We start from the raw sequence: 16,487 nt of genomic DNA on the forward strand, positions 1-16,487 counted from the left end.
CCCCTGACCTCACTCGGCCGGCGGGAAGACCTCGGACCAGTCGTCGCGGACGCTCACGACGGTGAAGCCGTGGACGGATGCCGCCTCCAGCGCCTGCTCCGCGCCCTTGTCGTACGGCACATCGCCGCGGCCGGCGTCGTCGTCGTGGTGCACGAGCAGCGTGAGGCTGCGCGGGTTGCCCTGCGCGAAGCGGAGCATCGGGATGTCGCCGTTCGAGTTGCCCACGGCGAGGATCGGTCGCCGCCCGACGCGCATCCAGATACGGACCGGCTTCTCAGGGCCGTCGTCGAAGAACGCGAGCTTCGCGGTGTACCGCAGCACGTTGTCGTCGGCGTCGTATTCGAGGCCCATGCCTGTGCCGACGACCCGCTCTGCGGGGATGCCGTAGTAGTCCTGGGTCATCGGCCGCATGAAGTCGCGGTCGCCGCCCGACACGATGTACGCGGTGAACCCGTGCGCTTCCAGGTAGCGGATCAGCTCGACCATCGGCTGATACACGGTGTGCGCGTAGGAGCTTCCGAGCGACAGATGGCGCGCGTCGCGATAGAACGCGGCGACGGATGCCTCGTACTCCTCGACGCTCGCACCGGCGCTCGATCCCGACACGGCCGCGATGAGCAGGCCGAGATCGGAGTCGTCGCCGGCGTAGTGCTTGTCGACCGCCTGGCCGAGCCAGGCGAAGTCCCCGCTCGCCGCCGCCTTGTACGGCTGGCGGTCGGTGAGGGACGGATCTGCGGCGGCCTGCGCCTTCCACTGCTGCAGCAGGTAGTGCAGCTGGGTGGGCATCGGCTTCTCGGTCCAGAGCGTGCCGTCGTTGTCGAAGACGGCCACGCGGGCGTCCGGTGGGACGAAGTCCGGCCCTCCCTCGGCGGTCACGGCGGTGACGAAATCGAGGATCGCGGCACGGGTCGCCGTGTCGCGCCACGAGGGCAGCGGCTCGCTCATGCCGCGACTCTAGTGGGCGCGCGTGTCGACCCTTCCGCGAGACACGGAGTCCCAACTAGGGTGCCAAGTGGGAGGCCTCGTCGGGCCTCCCTGCGTGTTTGTGACGTGTGTGAAGAACGGAGAGACCGAAGTGCCTCGCGAATTCCAGGGAAAGATCGAACTCGACGTCCGCGACTCGGTGGCGGACTGGGATGCCTTCCTCCCGCCAAAGGCCCCGAAGGACGCACCGAACGTGCTCGTCGTGCTCTACGACGACACGGGCATGGCCGCGTGGTCGCCCTACGGCGGCCGCATCAACATGCCGACGATGGATCGCCTCGCCGAGGGCGGTCTGACCTATTCGCAGTGGCACACCACCGCGCTCTGCTCCCCCACGCGCTCGACCTTCCTCACCGGTCGCAACCACCATCTCAACGGCTTCGCGACGATCTCCGAATCATCGACCGGCTTCCCCGGCTACAACTCGCACATCCCCGACTCGAACGTGACGATGGCGCACCTGCTGCGCGACGCCGGATGGTCGACGTTCTGGGTGGGCAAGAACCACAACGTGCCCATCGACGAGTGGACCGCCGGCGCCAGCAAGAAGCACTGGCCGCTCGCGCAGGGCTACGACCGCTTCTACGGGTTCGTCGGCGGAGAGACGAACAACTGGTTCCCGTCGCTCGCCGAGGACAACCACTACATCGACCAGCCGTATCTCCCCGAGCAGGGCTACCACCTCTCGAAGGACCTCGCGGATCAGGCGCTCAAGATGATCCGCGACGTCAAGCAGACCGAGCCCGACAAGCCCTGGTACCTGTGGTTCTGCCCGGGCGCGAACCACGCTCCGCATCACGCCCCGCAGGAGTACATCGACAAGTACAAGGGAAAGTTCGACGACGGCTACGAGGCGTACCGCGACTGGGTGCTCGAGCGCATGAAGGAGAAGGGCATCGTCCCGTCCGACACCGCGCTGACCCCCTTGAACCCGATGCCCGAGGGCACTTTCTCGCAGACCGATGAGGTGCTCCCGTGGGACACCCTGTCGGACGAGCAGAAGGCCATGTTCAGCCGCATGGCCGAGGTCTACGCGGGCTTCAGCGAGTACACCGACGCACAGGTCGGCCGCATCATCGACTACCTCGAGGAGTCGGGCCAGCTCGACAACACCCTCGTCATCTACTGCGCCGATAACGGCGCCTCGGGTGAGGGCAGCCCGAACGGGTCGGTCAACGAGGGCAAGATCTTCGGCGGCTACCCCGACAGCCTCGAAGACAACCTGCGCCAGGTCGACAAGCTCGGCTCGCCCGACACCTACAACCACTACCCCACCGGGTGGGCCGCCGCGTTCTCGACGCCGTACAAGATGTTCAAGCGCTACACCTATCAGGGCGGCGTCGCCGACCCGCTGGTGATCCACTGGCCCGCCGGCTTCGGCGCGAAGGGCGAGGTGCGCCACCAGTACCACCACTCGACCGACATCGTGCCGACGATCCTCGAGGCCTGCGGCGTCTCGTTCCCCGACACGTACAACGGCGTAGAGCAGACGCCGCTGTCGGGGGTCTCGATGGTGCCGTCGTTCGACGCCGCGCCCGACGGGCCGACGAACAAGAAGACGCAGTACTACGAGATGTTCGGCCAGCGCGGCCTGTGGCACGAGGGCTGGAAGGCCGTCACCGTGCACGGGCCGGTGAGCGGCAAGGGCGACTTCCCCGGCGACGAGTGGGAGCTGTACCACACCGACGTCGACCGGGCCGAGGCGCACAACCTCGCCGCCGAGCACCCCGACAAGCTCGAGGAGCTCAAGGCGCTGTGGCTCGAGGAGGCGAAGACCAACAAGGTGCTGCCGCTGAACGACCTGCAGATCATCGGCAACCCGAAGGACTTCGAGACCTTCGTGGCCATGGAGTTCCACCAGCCGGCGCCGCCGTCGGGGCAGTTCGTCTACTACCCCGGCACGAGCGAGATCCCCGAGCGGTCCGCGGCCAACGTGCACGGCGGCTCGTACAAGATCGCGGCCGAGATCGAGTTCACGCCCGACACCGAGGGCGTGATCTTCGCCCACGGCTCGCGCTTCGGCGGCCACGCGCTCGTGGTGAAGGACGGCCAGATCCACTATGTGTACAACTTCCTCGGCATCCCGCCCGAGGACCATGTTTCGGCTCCGGCCCCGACGTCGGGCAAGCACATCATCGGCGTCGAGTTCATCAAGGAGGGCACCGGCGACTACCGCGAGCCGAAGGGCCCGGTGAAGCTCTACATCGACGAGCAGCAGGTCGGTGAGAAGCAGATCCGCACCGTGCTCGGCCACTTCTCGCTGTGCGGGGAGGGCCTCACGATCGGCCGCGACAGCGCCGACCCGGTGTCGTCGCTGTACGGCTACGGGTTCGACTTCGCCGGCGGCGAGATCAACAAGGTCGTGTTCGACATCGCCGACGACACGTACATCGACCTCGAGGCGCACCTCGCCGCGGCCTACGCGCGCGACTGACCCCGCACGACGGAAACGGATGCTGCGGCCTCAGGTCGCAGCATCCGTTCTCGCTCTTCTGACCCTCAATTGAGGACCAGAGCCGGAATGCGGACCGTCGGCGCGTTCTCGCTCCGCATCTCAGCTCTGGTCCTCACATGAGGACGGGATCACCGGCCGCGGACGTGCGGGCGGGTGGGCCGGACGGATTCGGCGGGCCGCGGCATCCGGCCCGCTCCGCGGGTGCGGATCAGGTGCCGGCTGCGGCCAGCCCCTCCTCGACGGTGGCGTGCACGCGCCCCGCGCCCTGCAGTCGCTGGTACCACGGAGTGCGGCGCGCGACCGTCGCGGCCGTCTCGGGCAGACCCGCGAGGTGCAGGACGACGCCCCGCTGCGAGAGCTCGCGGTCGAGGTCCTCAAACATGTCGAGCACCGTGATCGTGACGAGGTACTGCCGCTCGAGATCGAGCACCACCGCGGTCGCCTGCTCGTCGGCAGCGATGCCGATGATCGCCTGCTCGTTCTCGAGTGCGCTCGCGGTGTACATCGCGCGCATCACGTGCACGGCCACCGCTTCGCCACGGCGACCCTCGATCTCCAGCTTCGGGATGTTGACCTCGCGCAGCACCATCACCAGGGTCACGACGACGCCGAGGAACACGGCGGGGAGAAGCCCGGCGACCAGGCCGACCACCGCGACGGCGACCGCGACCCAGAAGTCCCGCGGGCTGATGCGCGCCCAGCGCACGAGCTCGGGGATGTCGATGAGGCCGATGACCGCCACGAACACCATCGCCGCGAGGGTCGCCTCGGGCAGAAGGCTCAGCACCGGCCCGAGGAACAGCGCGACCAGCACGGCGAGCGCGACCGTCACGAGTGTCGAGAGCTGCGTCTTGGCCCCGGCGCTCTGGTTGACGGCGCTCTGCGAGAAGCCGCCCGCGGCGGGCATCGTCGTGAAGAACGCCCCGGCGACGTTGGCGGCACCGGTCGCGAAGAGCTCCTGGTTGCTGTCGATCTGCGGCTCGGTGGACTGACGGATGCCGCGGGCCACTGCCGCCGACTCGAGGAACGCCATCACCGCGATGGCCAGCGCGCCCGGCACGAGCGCCGGCAGGTGCGCGAAGTCCGGCAGGCCCGGCACCGGCAGTCCTGACGGGACCGGATCGATGAGGTCGACGCCCGCATCCGCCAGGCCGGCGAACGCCACGAGCAGGATGCCGCCGACGACCACGATGAGAGTCCCGGGCACCTTGGGCGCGAAGCGCTTGAGCACGAGCAGCGTGGCGATCGACGCCGCCGAGAGCACGACCGTGGGCCAGTTGACGCTGCCGAACGCCTCGCCCACGGCGACGAGCGAGCGGATGAAGCCGTGACCCGAGAAGTTGTACGTCTCGCCGAGGAGCTTCGGCAGCTGCCCGACCGCCACCGTCGCGCCGACGCCGATCTTCATGCCGAGCAGCGTCGCGCCGCTGATGTTCTCCACGAGCGAGCCGAGCTTGAACAGGCGCGCCAGCAGCAGGATCGCCCCGACGAGGAGCGTCAGCATCATGAGCGATCCGAGGGCGTCGTCTGCGTTCTCTGCGCTCGCGGCGACGCCGGCCGAGACGAGGGTGGTCGCCGTCAGCGTCGCGATCGTCGAGGTGGTCGAGACGCTCATGGCGCGGCTGCCGCCGAGGAGCGCGTAGACGAGCATCGGCAGGATGCAGGTGTACAGGCCGACCTGCACAGGCAGGTTCGCGATCGTCGCGTACGCCATCGCCTGGGGCACCACGACGGCTCCGGCCGAGAGGCCGCCGACGATGTCGGGCGCCAGCCACTCGCGACGGTACCCGGCGAAGGTCGGCAGCAACCACCGCGGACGAGGCGCAGGCGCGGTCGTGGTCATGTGCCGAATCTAGCGAGGCCGGCCACTCGCACCGGTCCACCCGGGCCGTGGAGCACGCCGATCCGTCGCCACACGCCGCGCACGCAGCATCCGTCCGACAACGCGCGCCGGTTCGAGCGCGCCCGGGACGCGTGCGACGCGCCGCGAAATCACGCGCTGTGAACGACGCGTCGGGGCCACCGGCGATGCCACACTTACCCCGTGGACTCCGGTTTCTTCGCCAACCTGACCTGGTCGCTCGCCGCGCTCGTGCACGCGGCAATCGTGATCACCGCGCTCATCGTCATCCCCCGCGGGCGAAAGCCCACGGCCGCGATGGCGTGGATCCTGCTCATCGTCATCCTCCCGGGCGTCGGCGTGGTGCTCTACCTCGTCATCGGCAACTTCCGGCTGCCGGCGAAGAGACGCGCCGAGCAGGCGCGCATCGACGAGATCATCCGCGGCAGGGTGACCGCGAACGCGCTGGACGAGACGGATGCCGCGTGGCCGCGGTGGTTCCAGCGTGTGGTGCAGCAGAACCAGACGCTGACGGCGCTTCCCGCATCGGACGGCAACGAGGCGACACTCCTCCCGCACTACCAGGAGTCGATCGACGCGATGGCCGCCGAGGTCGACACCGCGACGGACTTCGTGCACATCGAGTTCTTCATCGTCGGGTGGGACGACACCACCCGCGGCTTCTTCGCCGCGATGGAACGCGCCGTCGCGCGCGGTGTCACCGTGCGCCTCCTGGCCGACTACGTCGCGACGAAGAAGGTGGCCGACAGCAAGAAGATGCTGGCCGAGCTCGACCGCATCGGCGTCAAGTGGGCGTGGATGCTCCCGGTCGAGCCCTTCAAGGGCAAGTACCAGCGCCCCGACCTCCGCAACCACCGCAAGATCGTCGTGGTCGACGGCCGCGTCGCGTTCATGGGCTCGCAGAACCTCATCGCCCGGCACTACGACTCTGAGAAGAACATCAAGCGCGGCCTCAAGTGGCAGGAGCTCATGACGCGGCTGACCGGGCCGGTCGTAGCATCCGTCAACACGGTCTTCCTGTCGGACTGGCTCATCGAGACCGGAGAAGACCTCTCGCAGACGGCCCAGGTGCCGCCGGCTCAGCTGCCGGTGTCGACCGCGCCCGACGCGCTGCAGTGCCAGGTCGTGCCGAGCGGTCCGGGATACCACACCGAGAACAACCTGCGCCTGTTCCTGTCACTCATCTACGGCGCGACCGAGAAGGTCATCCTCACGAGTCCGTACTTCGTGCCCGACGAGGCCATGGTCTACGCCATCACGAGTGCCTGCCAGCGCGGGCTCGAGGTTCAGCTGTTCGTCTCCGAGATCGGCGATCAGTTCATGGTCTGGCACGCGCAGCGCTCGTACTACCAGGTCCTCCTCGAGGCGGGCGTGCGGATCTTCCTGTACCCGGAGCCGTTCATCCTGCACTCGAAGCACTTCTCGATCGACGACGACATCGCCGTCATCGGCTCGAGCAACATGGACATCCGCTCGTTCAGCCTCAACAGCGAGGTGTCGCTCATGGTGCGTGGCAAGTCCTTTGTCGCCGGCATGCGCGAGGTCGAGCAGGCCTACCGCGACGCCGGCCGCGAGCTCACGCTCGAGGAGTGGCGCCGCGAGCCCGCCAAGGCCACGTTCCTCGACGGCCTGATGCGCCTCACCTCTGCCCTGAACTGACGTTTCTGGCGACGGATGCCTCGGCCCGAGGCATCCGTCCCTTCTCGTGTGTGCGCGGGCCGCGGTCCTCTGCTCCTCATTTGAGGACCGCGGAGCATCCGTCCCTGCGCGGTCCTCAACTCGGCAACGGTCCTCAGTTGAGGAGCGGGAGGCATTCCGCGCGCCGCGGACGGGCGACACGGGAGAACGGATGCCTCGGGCCGCGGCATCCGTCCCACAGGCGCAGGGAGCCGGCTAGACCTTGAGGTTCTGCCGGGGCACGACCACTTCGCGGATGATCAGCAGGATCGACGCCATCACGGGCAGGGCGACCAGGACGCCGACGATGCCGGCGAGCGCGCCGCCGGCGAGCGCGCCGATGAGGACGAGCGCGGCGGGGATCTCGATCGCCTTGTTCATGACGCGCGGGCTGACGACGTAGGACTCGATCTGGATGTAGACGAGGTACGCGATGAAGAAGATCAGCGCCTGTTGGGGGCTCGTGAACAGCGCGATGATGGACGCGAAGATCCAGAAGATCACCGAGCCGAACAGCGGGATCAGCGTCACCACGAAGGCGATCACGGCCATCAGCGCCGGGAACGGCAGGCCGATCACGAGGTGCAGGACGAAGACCACGGCGGCGTTGATCGACGACAGGATGACCGAGCCGATCAGCGCGCTGCCGACGGAGTCGGTGATGCGTTCGGTGAGGTCCGCGAGGCGCACGCGGCTGTGGGCCGGGGCGAGGTCGTAGAACGCGCGCTTGGCTGCCGTCAACGACGCGAGGAAGTAGAGCGTCAGCGCGATCACGACGAAGCTCGCAGAGATCGCCGCGACGAACCCGACGCCGACCGCCAGCACACCGCCGCCGAGCGCCGCGAGGGTCGACGGCGCCGAGATCCAGTCGGAGATCTGCTCGAGGGCGCCGAGCACCGCGACCTGCGCGTCGGGGGCGAGCCGCGAGAACCAGTCGGACTGCGGGATGTTCTCGACGGCCTCGGGGATCGCCTGCACCAGCTGCACGATCTGGGCGACGACCGGCGGAAGGACGAAGACGAAGAACGCCACCGCGATGAGCGCGAAGCCGCCGAAGACGATCGCGATGCCGGCGCCGCGCTTGACCTTGTGGCGCTCGAGCATGCGCACGATCGGGTCGAGGCCGATCGCGAGGAACATGCCCAGGATGATGTAGACGAGGATCGTCGAGATCGACCCGATCGCCGTGCCGAGCACGATCGCGCCGAGCACGCCGATCGTGACGAGGAAGCCCGTCGCGAGCGGATGATCGAGCCCCGCCAGCACCTTGGAGAAACGGCGGGGACGCTCGTCGACGACCGCAGCGGTCACGCCGGCGTCGGAGCTTTCGGGTGCATCGGTCATGGGGATCATGATGGCGCCAACTCGTCGTGATTTCGTCCAGATTGCGTCATGTGCAGACGGCGTGTTCAGGAGTAGTGTCGCGTCCACGGCACGCGCAAGGAGCGCTGGCCGCAACTTCACAGCGGCGGGCTCCGGTCCGTCCCGACGATTGGCTACCTCGCATGGGCAATATTGGGGAACTGATTCTCTGGTTCTTCTGGATCTTCGTTTTCGTGGCGTACCTGATGGTGCTGTTCTCGATCATCGGCGACCTCTTCCGCGACGACTCGCTCAATGGCTGGCTGAAGGCCATCTGGATCCTCTTCCTGATCTTCGTCCCGTTCCTCACTGCGCTGATCTATCTGATCGCCCGCGGCAGCGGAATGCAGAAGAGGTCGATCGCGCAGGCGCAGGAACTCCGCGCCGCACAGGACGCCTACATCCGCCAGACGGCGGGCTCCGGCGGCTCCAGCGCGGCCGAAGACATCGCGAAGGCCAAGTCGCTGCTCGACTCGGGCGCCATCTCGCAGGCAGAATTCGACGCCCTCAAGGCCAAGGCGCTGGCTGCCTGAGCCGGCACCGGAACAGGAGAAGACATGACGACCTTCGACTACGGCCCGATCGAGTTCTACGCGATCGGCTTCGAGGGCGACCGCCCAGGTCCGGCAGTGCTCCAGGCGATCGACGATCTCGTCGCCGCGGGAACGGTGAACGTGCTCGACCTGGTGTTCGCCCGTCGCTCGCCTGAGGGGGAGATCGAGGTGCTCGAGCTCTCCGACACGATCGACGACGGCGCTCCGGCGCTCGACCTCGCCGGACTCGCGGGCCAGGACGACATCCTGTACCTCGCCGAGAACCTCGAGCCGGGTTCGTCGGCCGCGATCCTCGTCGTCGAGCTGCTGTGGGCGAAGTCATTCGCCGCGGCGCTCTACGACGCCGGTGGCGCGGTCATCGCCCGCGAAGGCATCCCGGCGCCGATCGTCAACGCGTTCCTCGCCGAGAACGCGGACTGAAGGAGGAAAGACACATGCCACTCGGAAGAATGGGCCGTCCCGGCCTGATCGGCATGGCCGCTCGCACCGCTGTCGTCGCAGGCACGGCCACGGCCGTCTCGGGCAGCGTCGCGCGCCACCAGCAGCAGAAGTACTACGACCAGTCGCAGCAGCAGGCCTATGAGGCCCAGGCTCAGCAGGCAGCCATGGACCAGGCGGCGGCGCAGGCCGTCGCCAACGCCCAGGCAGCCCAGGCTCCTGCTCCGGCTGCGGCCCCCGCAGAGGACGACATGATGGCCAAGATCACGCAGCTCGCGCAGCTGCACGCTCAGGGCATCCTGTCGGACGAGGAGTTCGCCGCCGCGAAGGCCAAGCTGCTCTCCTGACGCATCGCGTCGAGAAGGCCGCGCTCCCCTATGGGGACGCGGCCTTCTTGCGTGAAGGGGGTGGATGCTGCGCCTCGCGGCGCACTCGGATCCCCGCGGATCAGCCGCCCGGGCGGTCGTCGCCGCCGTCGCCGAGGCCGTCGCCGGGGTGCTTCTCCGCTCCCGGGGCGCCGGGCGAACCGGGAGCGTCGTGCGAGTCGGGATCGTCGGCACCGGCGTCCGGCGAGGCGGGATGCGCGCCGGCAACCTCGTGCGCGCCGGAGATGCCCGATGCACCCTGCCCACCGCTCGAGGATACGGCGGGCAGCGCGAATGCGTCGATCCTCTCGATCAGCGCACGCAGCTGGGCGCGGGTCGCGGGTTCCTCGTCGTCATGGTCGCGGGCGGCCCGCTCGAGCACCCACGACGCCAGCGTCGCCGTGATCACGCCGGCGAGTGCGACCCCGCCGAACATGAGCCCGACGCCGACCCACCTGCCCGCGCCCGTCACCGGCGTGTAGTCGCCGTAGCCCGTCGTCGTGACCGTCACACATGACCACCAGATCGCGATGTCGAAGGTGGTGATGTTGGCGCCGGGCGCGTATCGCTCAGCCTCCAGCACCGCCAGCGAGGCGATGTAGATCAGGATGAGCGACGCACCGACACCGTAGACGAGGATCTGCGTGCGCAGTACTCCGCCCGCGGTCGTCTTCATCCCCGGGATGTGGGTCAGGAATCGCAGCAGGCGCACGAGACGCAACACCGGAACGAGTGCGAAGGCGAGCGCGGGCAAGTGCTTGCGGAACCAGAGCCGCTTGTTGTCTGCGAGATTCAGCCGCACCAGATAGTCGACGATGAACATCGCCCAGGTCACGAGCACCACCACGGTGGCGATGTACCAGGCCAGTCCCTGCAGATCGCCGATCACCCGCCACGAGTAGGCGACAAGGTACGCGAGGCTCGCGACGATCAGCAGCGTCTGCGTCCGCTTATGCCAAGTGTGCTCGTCCACAGCCGAATCATGGCGCATCGGCGACTCTCCGCCCGCGGGACGCGCCCCGCCGAACGCGATCGTGTCGCGCCCGTTCCTCGCGGCGGTGGTCGGTGCCCGCTATCGTGTGGCCATGCCCGGCCCCTCCGCCGCCTCGCCCGCACCGGCCACGCCACCGGGACCGCAGCTGACCGTCAGACGACTGGTGCTGCTGTCGATCCCCGCGATCCTCATAGGCGTCCTGTCCGCGCTCTCGTTGCGCGCCGTCGACCTCCTCGCCGATCAGCTCGACGACGGGCTCTGGACGAACCTGCCGAAGTCACTGGGCATCGCGCCCGACTCGCCGTGGTGGATCTTCGCCGTGCTCACCTTCACCGGCATCGCCGTCGGGCTCGTGGTGTGGCTCGTTCCCGGACACGCAGGGCCCGATTCGGCGACGACCGAGCTCGCTGCCACACCCCTCAAGTTGTCGGTGCTGCCGGGGCTCGCGGTCGTGGTCATCCTGAGCCTCGCCGGCGGCGTCAGCCTCGGACCCGAAAACCCGATCATCGCGATCAACGTGTCGCTGGCGGTGGCGATCCTCGCCCGGATCTCGAAGGCGGTGCCTCCGGCGCTGATCGGGGCGCTGGCGATCTCGGCGACGATCGGCGCGCTGTTCGGCACCCCGGTCGCGGCCGCGCTCGTCTTCACCGGCATGGTGGGCGAGTTCAAGATGGGCGGGTCGCTCTGGGACAAGCTGTTCCTGCCGCTCGTGGCCGCCGGCGCCGGCTCGGTCACGACCTACCTCGTCGGCGGGGGCTTCGGCTCCGAGTCCCCGTTCGACCCCTACGGCGGTCCGCAGCCGCTCGACCTGCTCACCGGGGCGCTCATCGCGTGCGCGGCGGCCGCTTTCGGCCTCGTCGGCATCTATCTCTTCCCGCTGGTGCACCGCGCCTTCCACGCGCTGCGGCATCCGCTGCTCTTCACCGCGCTCGGCGGGGTGGTGCTGGGTGTGCTGGGCGCGATCGGCGGCCCGATCACCCTGTTCAAGGGCCTCGACCAGAGCGCGGAGCTGCTCGCCGACCCGAGTGCCTATCCGGCCGGCCAGCTCACCATCATCCTGCTGGTGAAGATGGCGGCGCTCGTCGTCGCGGCATCGGCGGGATTCCGCGGCGGTCGCATCTTCCCCGCGGTGTTCCTCGGCGTCGCCGCCGGCCTCCTCGGCAGCGCGCTGCTGCCCGGCCTGTCGCCGTCGCTCGCCGTCGCATGCGGTGTGCTGGGCGTCGTGCTCGCGATCGCGCGCGACGGGTGGGTCGCACTGTTCGTCGCCGTCGCGATCGTGGACGACGTGACCGTGCTGCCGATGCTCTGCATCATCGTGCTGCCCGCGTGGCTCGTCGTCACCAAGGCGCGCGAGATGCTGATCACGCCGGAGGATCTCGCTCGCGAGCGGCCCGGCGCACGGCTCCCCTGGGATCGGGCGAGCTCAGCCCGCTGACGACCCCTGCTGCTGGTCCTGCTGCAGCGCCGCCGCGTTGCGGATGAACAGCACGATCCACGTGAACACGAGGATGCCGGCGACGAGCTCGACTGCGGTCAGCGTGTAGTAGCCGATGAAGAAGAAGACCGCGAGCAGCAGCGTGACGGCGAGGAAGAGCCAGCCGAGCGCGACGAAGGCCCGCGAGATGCCGGTGATCCACTTCGGGAGCGCGATGACGAGCACGCCGAATGCGGCGACCATGCCGGACGCGACTCCGGTGTGCAGCGCGAAGAACCGGTCGACCGGGAAGAGTCCGACCATGCCGAGGAACACACCGAGCACGATGAGGGTCACGCGCACGCGGCCGATGCCCTTCGGGTTCGTGGTCGGGATGCCCCGCGTGGAGTAGCGGGCGAGCGTCGTCACGAGGAACCCGGCGACGATGATCGTGATGTTGAACGCGAAGGCCGAGACGTTCGACGACATGCCGAGGGCGCTGAGGTTGTCCTTCCACCAGTTCGGGTCGCTCGCCGTGAGCATGCTGGCGAGGACGCCCAACACCAAGAAGACGGCCAGCACGACCGCGAGCAGCTGCAGGTCCATGTGCGTGGCGGAGTAGAACGCGATGTAGCCGCTCATCGCGGCGGTGGCACCGGCGAGGATGAGCACCGGCAGCGCGAAGACCGTCGCGCCGATGAAGGCCTGCTCGAGGATCACGGCCAGCAGCGTCCAGCCGAGCAGCGCGATCACGCCGTGCGCGAAAGCGAGCGCCGCAACGTCGATGTAGTCCAGCACATGCGGGCGCGGCCCACCTTCGTGGCGGTGCACGACGATTCGGCCCGCGATCACCGCCAGGAAGGCGACGACGCCGGAGGCGATGGCCGCGAACTGGCCGACCGAGCCGGGGCCCGAGATGGGTGCGGCCTGGAACTGGAACACGACCAGCGAAACGAGGGCGACGATGACGAACGAGATCGCCCCGACGCCGAGCGCGAGCGCCTCGAGCGATCGTTCGCTCGAGGCGTCGAACATCCCCCGCGTGCTGCGGGGCGAGGCGGGCTGCTCGGGGGTGGGTCGATCGAGCGAGGTCTGGGTCATCGGTGGCTCCGGGAGGACTCGAGTGGTGCGGGCGAGGGGTGGATCAGGAGTCGGAGAGGGACTCGCGGGCGGCGGAAGCCGGTGTGGCCGTGCGGTCGCCCGACAGCCATCGCAGCCATAGTGAGCCAGGGTCGCCCTCGAGGACCAGCGTTCGCACGAACAATGTCAGCGGGATCGAGAGGATCGCGCCGAGCGGGCCGATCACGAAGGTCCAGAACACGACCGAGAAGAAGCTCAGCGTGAGGCTGAGGTCGACGGCGTCGCTCACGAACTTCGGCTGCACGAGCACCTGCAGCACGACGTTCACGACGCAGTAGATCGCGATGACCGCCAGGAACAGCGGCCAGCCGCCGACGACGAACGCGAGCACCGCCGGCGGGATGAGCCCGAGCACGAACCCGATGTTGGGGATGAAGTTCGTCACGAACGCGAGGACCGCCCAAACGATCGGAGCGGGCACGCCGAGGGCCCAGAGCGCCAGGCCGTCGATGATCGCCACGATCGCGCCGAACGACGCGTTCACGACGTAGTACCGGCGGACCCCGGTGTTGAGGCGTCCGATCCGGGCGAGGACGGGGCGACGGCCGGCGCCGAAGACCCGCTCCGCGTCGCGGTACCGCGCGGCGTCGGCCGCCGTGAAGATGATGTACGAGACGACGAAGAAGAGGGCGGTGACGACCCCGATCACCGTGCCCCCGATGCTCCCCACGATCCCCAGCAGGGCCTTCGGGTCGAGCACCGAGGCCGCAGCATCCGTCGCCTGCTGATCAAGCCCCACGGACTGGAGCCACGCGAGGAAGTCGTCGAGGCTGCCGCGCAGCTGATCGAGGTAGTCCGACACGAGGCCGGCGAACTGGACGCCGGCGACCCACAACAGGACACCCATGATCGCGAGCACCAGGTAGGCCAGCAGGATGACGGCGGTCGTGCCGGTCCAGCGGGGCCAGCCGCGGCGCTCCAGCGGTCGGCGGACGGGTTCGCAGATCACCACGAGGACGATCGCGAGCGCGAGAGGGCCGATCAGGCTCCGTGCGAAATACACGCCGGCGAGCACCACCACGCTGGCGGCGAGCACCAGGAGCACGCGCAGGCTCGGTGGGATCGCCGGGGGCGGAGCGGGCGGCGCGGCGCGGGTCACGGCGTCAGGGTACCGCTCTTCCGAGCCGGCGCCGCGCAGTGCCACACTGGGCCCATGTCTACGATCGACGCCTCGCCCATCGGCCGCACGTGGGCCCCGCTGCCGTCCTACGCCGACCACGTCGCCGAAGGCCGCGCCGCCCGTGAGCGCAATCCTCGCGAGGCGCTCGCCGAGCTTCCGACGAACGACCGCGATCCGATGGGAATCCTCGACGCGCAGGATGCGGACCGCGTGCCGGAGCTCGTGCCGCTGCGCACCGAGCGCATGGCGGCGAGTGCGTTCGCGTTCTATCGAGGGACGGCCGCCCTGATGGCCGCGGACCTCGCCCGCTCCCCGTCGAGCGGGGTCAGCGTCGGATCCTGCGGCGATGCGCACGTCTCGAACTTCGGCCTGTATGCGTCACCGCAGCGCACCCTGGTATTCGACCTCAACGACTTCGACGAGTCCGCCTGGGCACCGTGGGAGTGGGACGTCAAGCGCCTGATCACCAGCATCGTGATCGCGGGCCAGTCGACCGGGCGCGACGACAAGGTCGTACGCGAGGCGTCGCTCGACGCGGTGCGCGTCTACGCGCGGGCCATCGGCACCGGCGCCAAGCGCAGTCCCCTGAAGCGCTACTACGACCGCTTCGACGCCATGGCCGCCGAGCGGGCGGTCGACGACGACACGCGCGCGGCCATCGACGCCGCCGTCAAGGAGGCCGAGAAGCGCACGGGTGCCCGCGCGGCGAAGAAGATGACGCAGGTCGATGCCGAAGGTCGGGTCGTCTTCATCGAAGCACCGCCGACGATGACGCACATCGACGCCCAGTCGGAGGAGCGCGTGCTCGGCGTCTTCGACCAGTACATCCAGTCGGCGAACATCGACATCCGGGCGCTGCTGCAGAAGTACCGGATGTCGGACATCGCCCTCCGGGTGGTCGGGGTCGGCAGCGTCGGAACGCGATGCTTCGTGATCTCGATGCAGGACGGTGACGACGGTGTGCTGCTCCTGCAGGGCAAGGAGGCGGGCAGGAGCGTGCTGATCGAGTACGGCAAGGCCGAGCAGCCGGAGGTCGTGACTCGATTCATCGACGAGTACGGCGACGGCGGTCGCGTGGTCGGCATGCAGCGGATCCTCCAGTCGGTGTCCGACCCGTTCCTGGGCTTCGTGCGCCGCACCACGTATGGGGCGCAGCGCGACTTCTACGTGCGCCAGTTCCGCGACAAGAAGGGCGGGTTCGACATGGATGAGCTCGATGACTCCGCCTTCCTCTGGTACGCCGACGCGTGCGCAGCAACACTGGCGCGCGCGCACGGCCAGTCCCCGCAGTCGACCGCGGTTGCCGGCTACGTCGGCGGCGGCAAGGTTGCGGGAGAGGCGATCCTCGACTGGGCGTACGCGTACGCCGACCTCTCGCGGGCCGACTGGCAGCTGTTCCGGACGCACCGCGGGGTCGACGCGGCGAGTTGAGCCTCAGCGGCGGTTCTGCAGCCGAAGGCGGAGCGACGCGACGAGCATCTCGAGGCCGATCTCGAAGGCGGCGTCGCTGCGCTCTGCGCCGTGCGCGGCATCCGTGATCAGTCGTCCGAGGGTGGCGGTCGGCACTGTCGGCTGCCAGATCTCGTCGGGTGAGGCGAGGTCGAGCCCGAAGCCGATCGCGTAGGCGTCGACGATGGCCACGATCGCGAGCACCTCGTCGTCGGGCACGCCCGCGTCGACGAGCGCGGTGGCGAGCCGATCGTAGCTGCCGATGACGCCGGGATCGGTGATCGTCTTGCCGACCATGAGCGGCACGATCAGCGGGTGGTCGGCGTACAGGTGGCGCAGACCCCGCACGGTCCCCGTGACGATCTGATCCCACTCCCCCGTCATCGGCTCGGGGAAGTACCTCGCGCCGAGGCGTGAGCGCATCAGCTCGATGATGGCGTCCTTGCCGTCGACGTGGTTGTAGAGCGACGACGGCGTGACGCCCAGCTTGCGGGCGAGGGCGTTGACCCCGAACGTTTCGCCCGAGTCGGCGAGCTCGATCGCGGCGTCGGCGATGAGATCGACCGACAGCAGGTTCACGCGAGGACGCGGCATCCGTCTCCCTCCATCCCGGTCAGCCTAGCTTCGGCGGGTCCGACGAAATCAGGGCTTCCCGGATCCGTCACACGCGTGCA

The 16,487-nt window shown here is 68.8% G+C and carries 14 protein-coding genes; 7 read left to right on the plus strand and 7 right to left on the minus strand.

Translation table 11 applies throughout. From position 1 onward, the window contains the following. Positions 1–9 precede the first annotated feature (9 nt). Positions 10–945 (minus strand): HAD family hydrolase, encoded by a 936-nt coding sequence (locus ACLBXX_RS13835; RefSeq protein ID WP_447658476.1) that lies wholly within the window; start codon positions 943–945, stop codon positions 10–12. A gap of 130 nt (positions 946–1,075) precedes the next feature. Here ACLBXX_RS13835 and ACLBXX_RS13840 point away from each other — a divergent pair, with 130 nt between their 5' ends. Next, a complete protein-coding gene (locus ACLBXX_RS13840; RefSeq protein WP_447658477.1) occupies positions 1,076–3,418 on the plus strand; it encodes an arylsulfatase in 2,343 nt (780 codons plus the stop codon). Between the two features lie 229 nt (positions 3,419–3,647). On the opposite strand, the gene ACLBXX_RS13845 is transcribed toward ACLBXX_RS13840, so the two are convergent. Continuing rightward, positions 3,648–5,282: a SulP family inorganic anion transporter gene (locus ACLBXX_RS13845; RefSeq protein ID WP_447658478.1), complete on the minus strand. Its 1,635-nt coding sequence runs from the start codon at positions 5,280–5,282 to the stop codon at positions 3,648–3,650. Between the two features lie 201 nt (positions 5,283–5,483). Here ACLBXX_RS13845 and cls point away from each other — a divergent pair, with 201 nt between their 5' ends. Further along, on the plus strand, positions 5,484–6,959 hold the full coding sequence (gene cls / locus ACLBXX_RS13850; RefSeq protein WP_447658479.1) for a cardiolipin synthase: 1,476 nt from the start codon (positions 5,484–5,486) through the stop codon (positions 6,957–6,959). A gap of 234 nt (positions 6,960–7,193) precedes the next feature. On the opposite strand, the gene ACLBXX_RS13855 is transcribed toward cls, so the two are convergent. Further along, positions 7,194–8,321 (minus strand): AI-2E family transporter, encoded by a 1,128-nt coding sequence (locus ACLBXX_RS13855; protein WP_447658480.1) that lies wholly within the window; start codon positions 8,319–8,321, stop codon positions 7,194–7,196. Between the two features lie 161 nt (positions 8,322–8,482). Between ACLBXX_RS13855 and ACLBXX_RS13860 the strand changes: the two genes are divergently transcribed. From ACLBXX_RS13860 to ACLBXX_RS13870, 3 genes are read left to right on the plus strand one after another with little or no spacing between them, the layout of a single operon-like run. Then, the gene (locus tag ACLBXX_RS13860; RefSeq protein WP_447658481.1) at positions 8,483–8,872 is read left to right on the plus strand and encodes an SHOCT domain-containing protein; all 390 of its coding nucleotides are present in this window, start codon (positions 8,483–8,485) and stop codon (positions 8,870–8,872) included. Between the two features lie 24 nt (positions 8,873–8,896). Further along, entirely contained in the window at positions 8,897–9,313 is a 417-nt protein-coding gene (locus tag ACLBXX_RS13865; protein WP_310240253.1) for a DUF6325 family protein, read from the plus strand. 29 nt (positions 9,314–9,342) lie between these two features. After that, positions 9,343–9,678: an SHOCT domain-containing protein gene (locus tag ACLBXX_RS13870; protein ID WP_310287831.1), complete on the plus strand. Its 336-nt coding sequence runs from the start codon at positions 9,343–9,345 to the stop codon at positions 9,676–9,678. Positions 9,679–9,778: 100 nt separating this feature from the next. Here the strand turns inward: ACLBXX_RS13870 and ACLBXX_RS13875 are convergent, their stop codons facing one another. Beyond that, complete coding sequence (locus ACLBXX_RS13875; protein WP_447658482.1) at positions 9,779–10,669, minus strand: potassium channel family protein; 891 nt, start codon at positions 10,667–10,669, stop codon at positions 9,779–9,781. A gap of 112 nt (positions 10,670–10,781) precedes the next feature. Here ACLBXX_RS13875 and ACLBXX_RS13880 point away from each other — a divergent pair, with 112 nt between their 5' ends. Then, positions 10,782–12,125, plus strand: coding sequence for an ion channel protein (locus ACLBXX_RS13880; RefSeq protein WP_447658483.1), 1,344 nt, complete (start codon positions 10,782–10,784; stop codon positions 12,123–12,125). Here the strand turns inward: ACLBXX_RS13880 and ACLBXX_RS13885 are convergent. Both ACLBXX_RS13885 and ACLBXX_RS13890 read right to left on the minus strand, forming a co-directional pair. Then, the gene (locus tag ACLBXX_RS13885) at positions 12,114–13,205 is read right to left on the minus strand and encodes a DUF998 domain-containing protein (RefSeq protein ID WP_447658484.1); all 1,092 of its coding nucleotides are present in this window, start codon (positions 13,203–13,205) and stop codon (positions 12,114–12,116) included. The two genes, ACLBXX_RS13880 and ACLBXX_RS13885, sit on opposite strands and share 12 nt — an antisense overlap. Before the next feature lie 43 nt (positions 13,206–13,248). Continuing rightward, a complete protein-coding gene (locus ACLBXX_RS13890) occupies positions 13,249–14,343 on the minus strand; it encodes an AI-2E family transporter (protein WP_447658485.1) in 1,095 nt (364 codons plus the stop codon). Positions 14,344–14,397: 54 nt separating this feature from the next. On the opposite strand from ACLBXX_RS13890, the gene ACLBXX_RS13895 reads away from it, so the two are divergent. Beyond that, positions 14,398–15,795 (plus strand): DUF2252 domain-containing protein, encoded by a 1,398-nt coding sequence (locus ACLBXX_RS13895; RefSeq protein ID WP_447658486.1) that lies wholly within the window; start codon positions 14,398–14,400, stop codon positions 15,793–15,795. Positions 15,796–15,798: 3 nt separating this feature from the next. On the opposite strand, the gene ACLBXX_RS13900 is transcribed toward ACLBXX_RS13895, so the two are convergent. Beyond that, the gene (locus ACLBXX_RS13900; protein ID WP_447658487.1) at positions 15,799–16,407 is read right to left on the minus strand and encodes a TetR/AcrR family transcriptional regulator; all 609 of its coding nucleotides are present in this window, start codon (positions 16,405–16,407) and stop codon (positions 15,799–15,801) included. Between the last annotated feature and the right edge of the window lie 80 nt (positions 16,408–16,487).

This window comes from Microbacterium sp. C23T, from assembly GCF_053345975.1.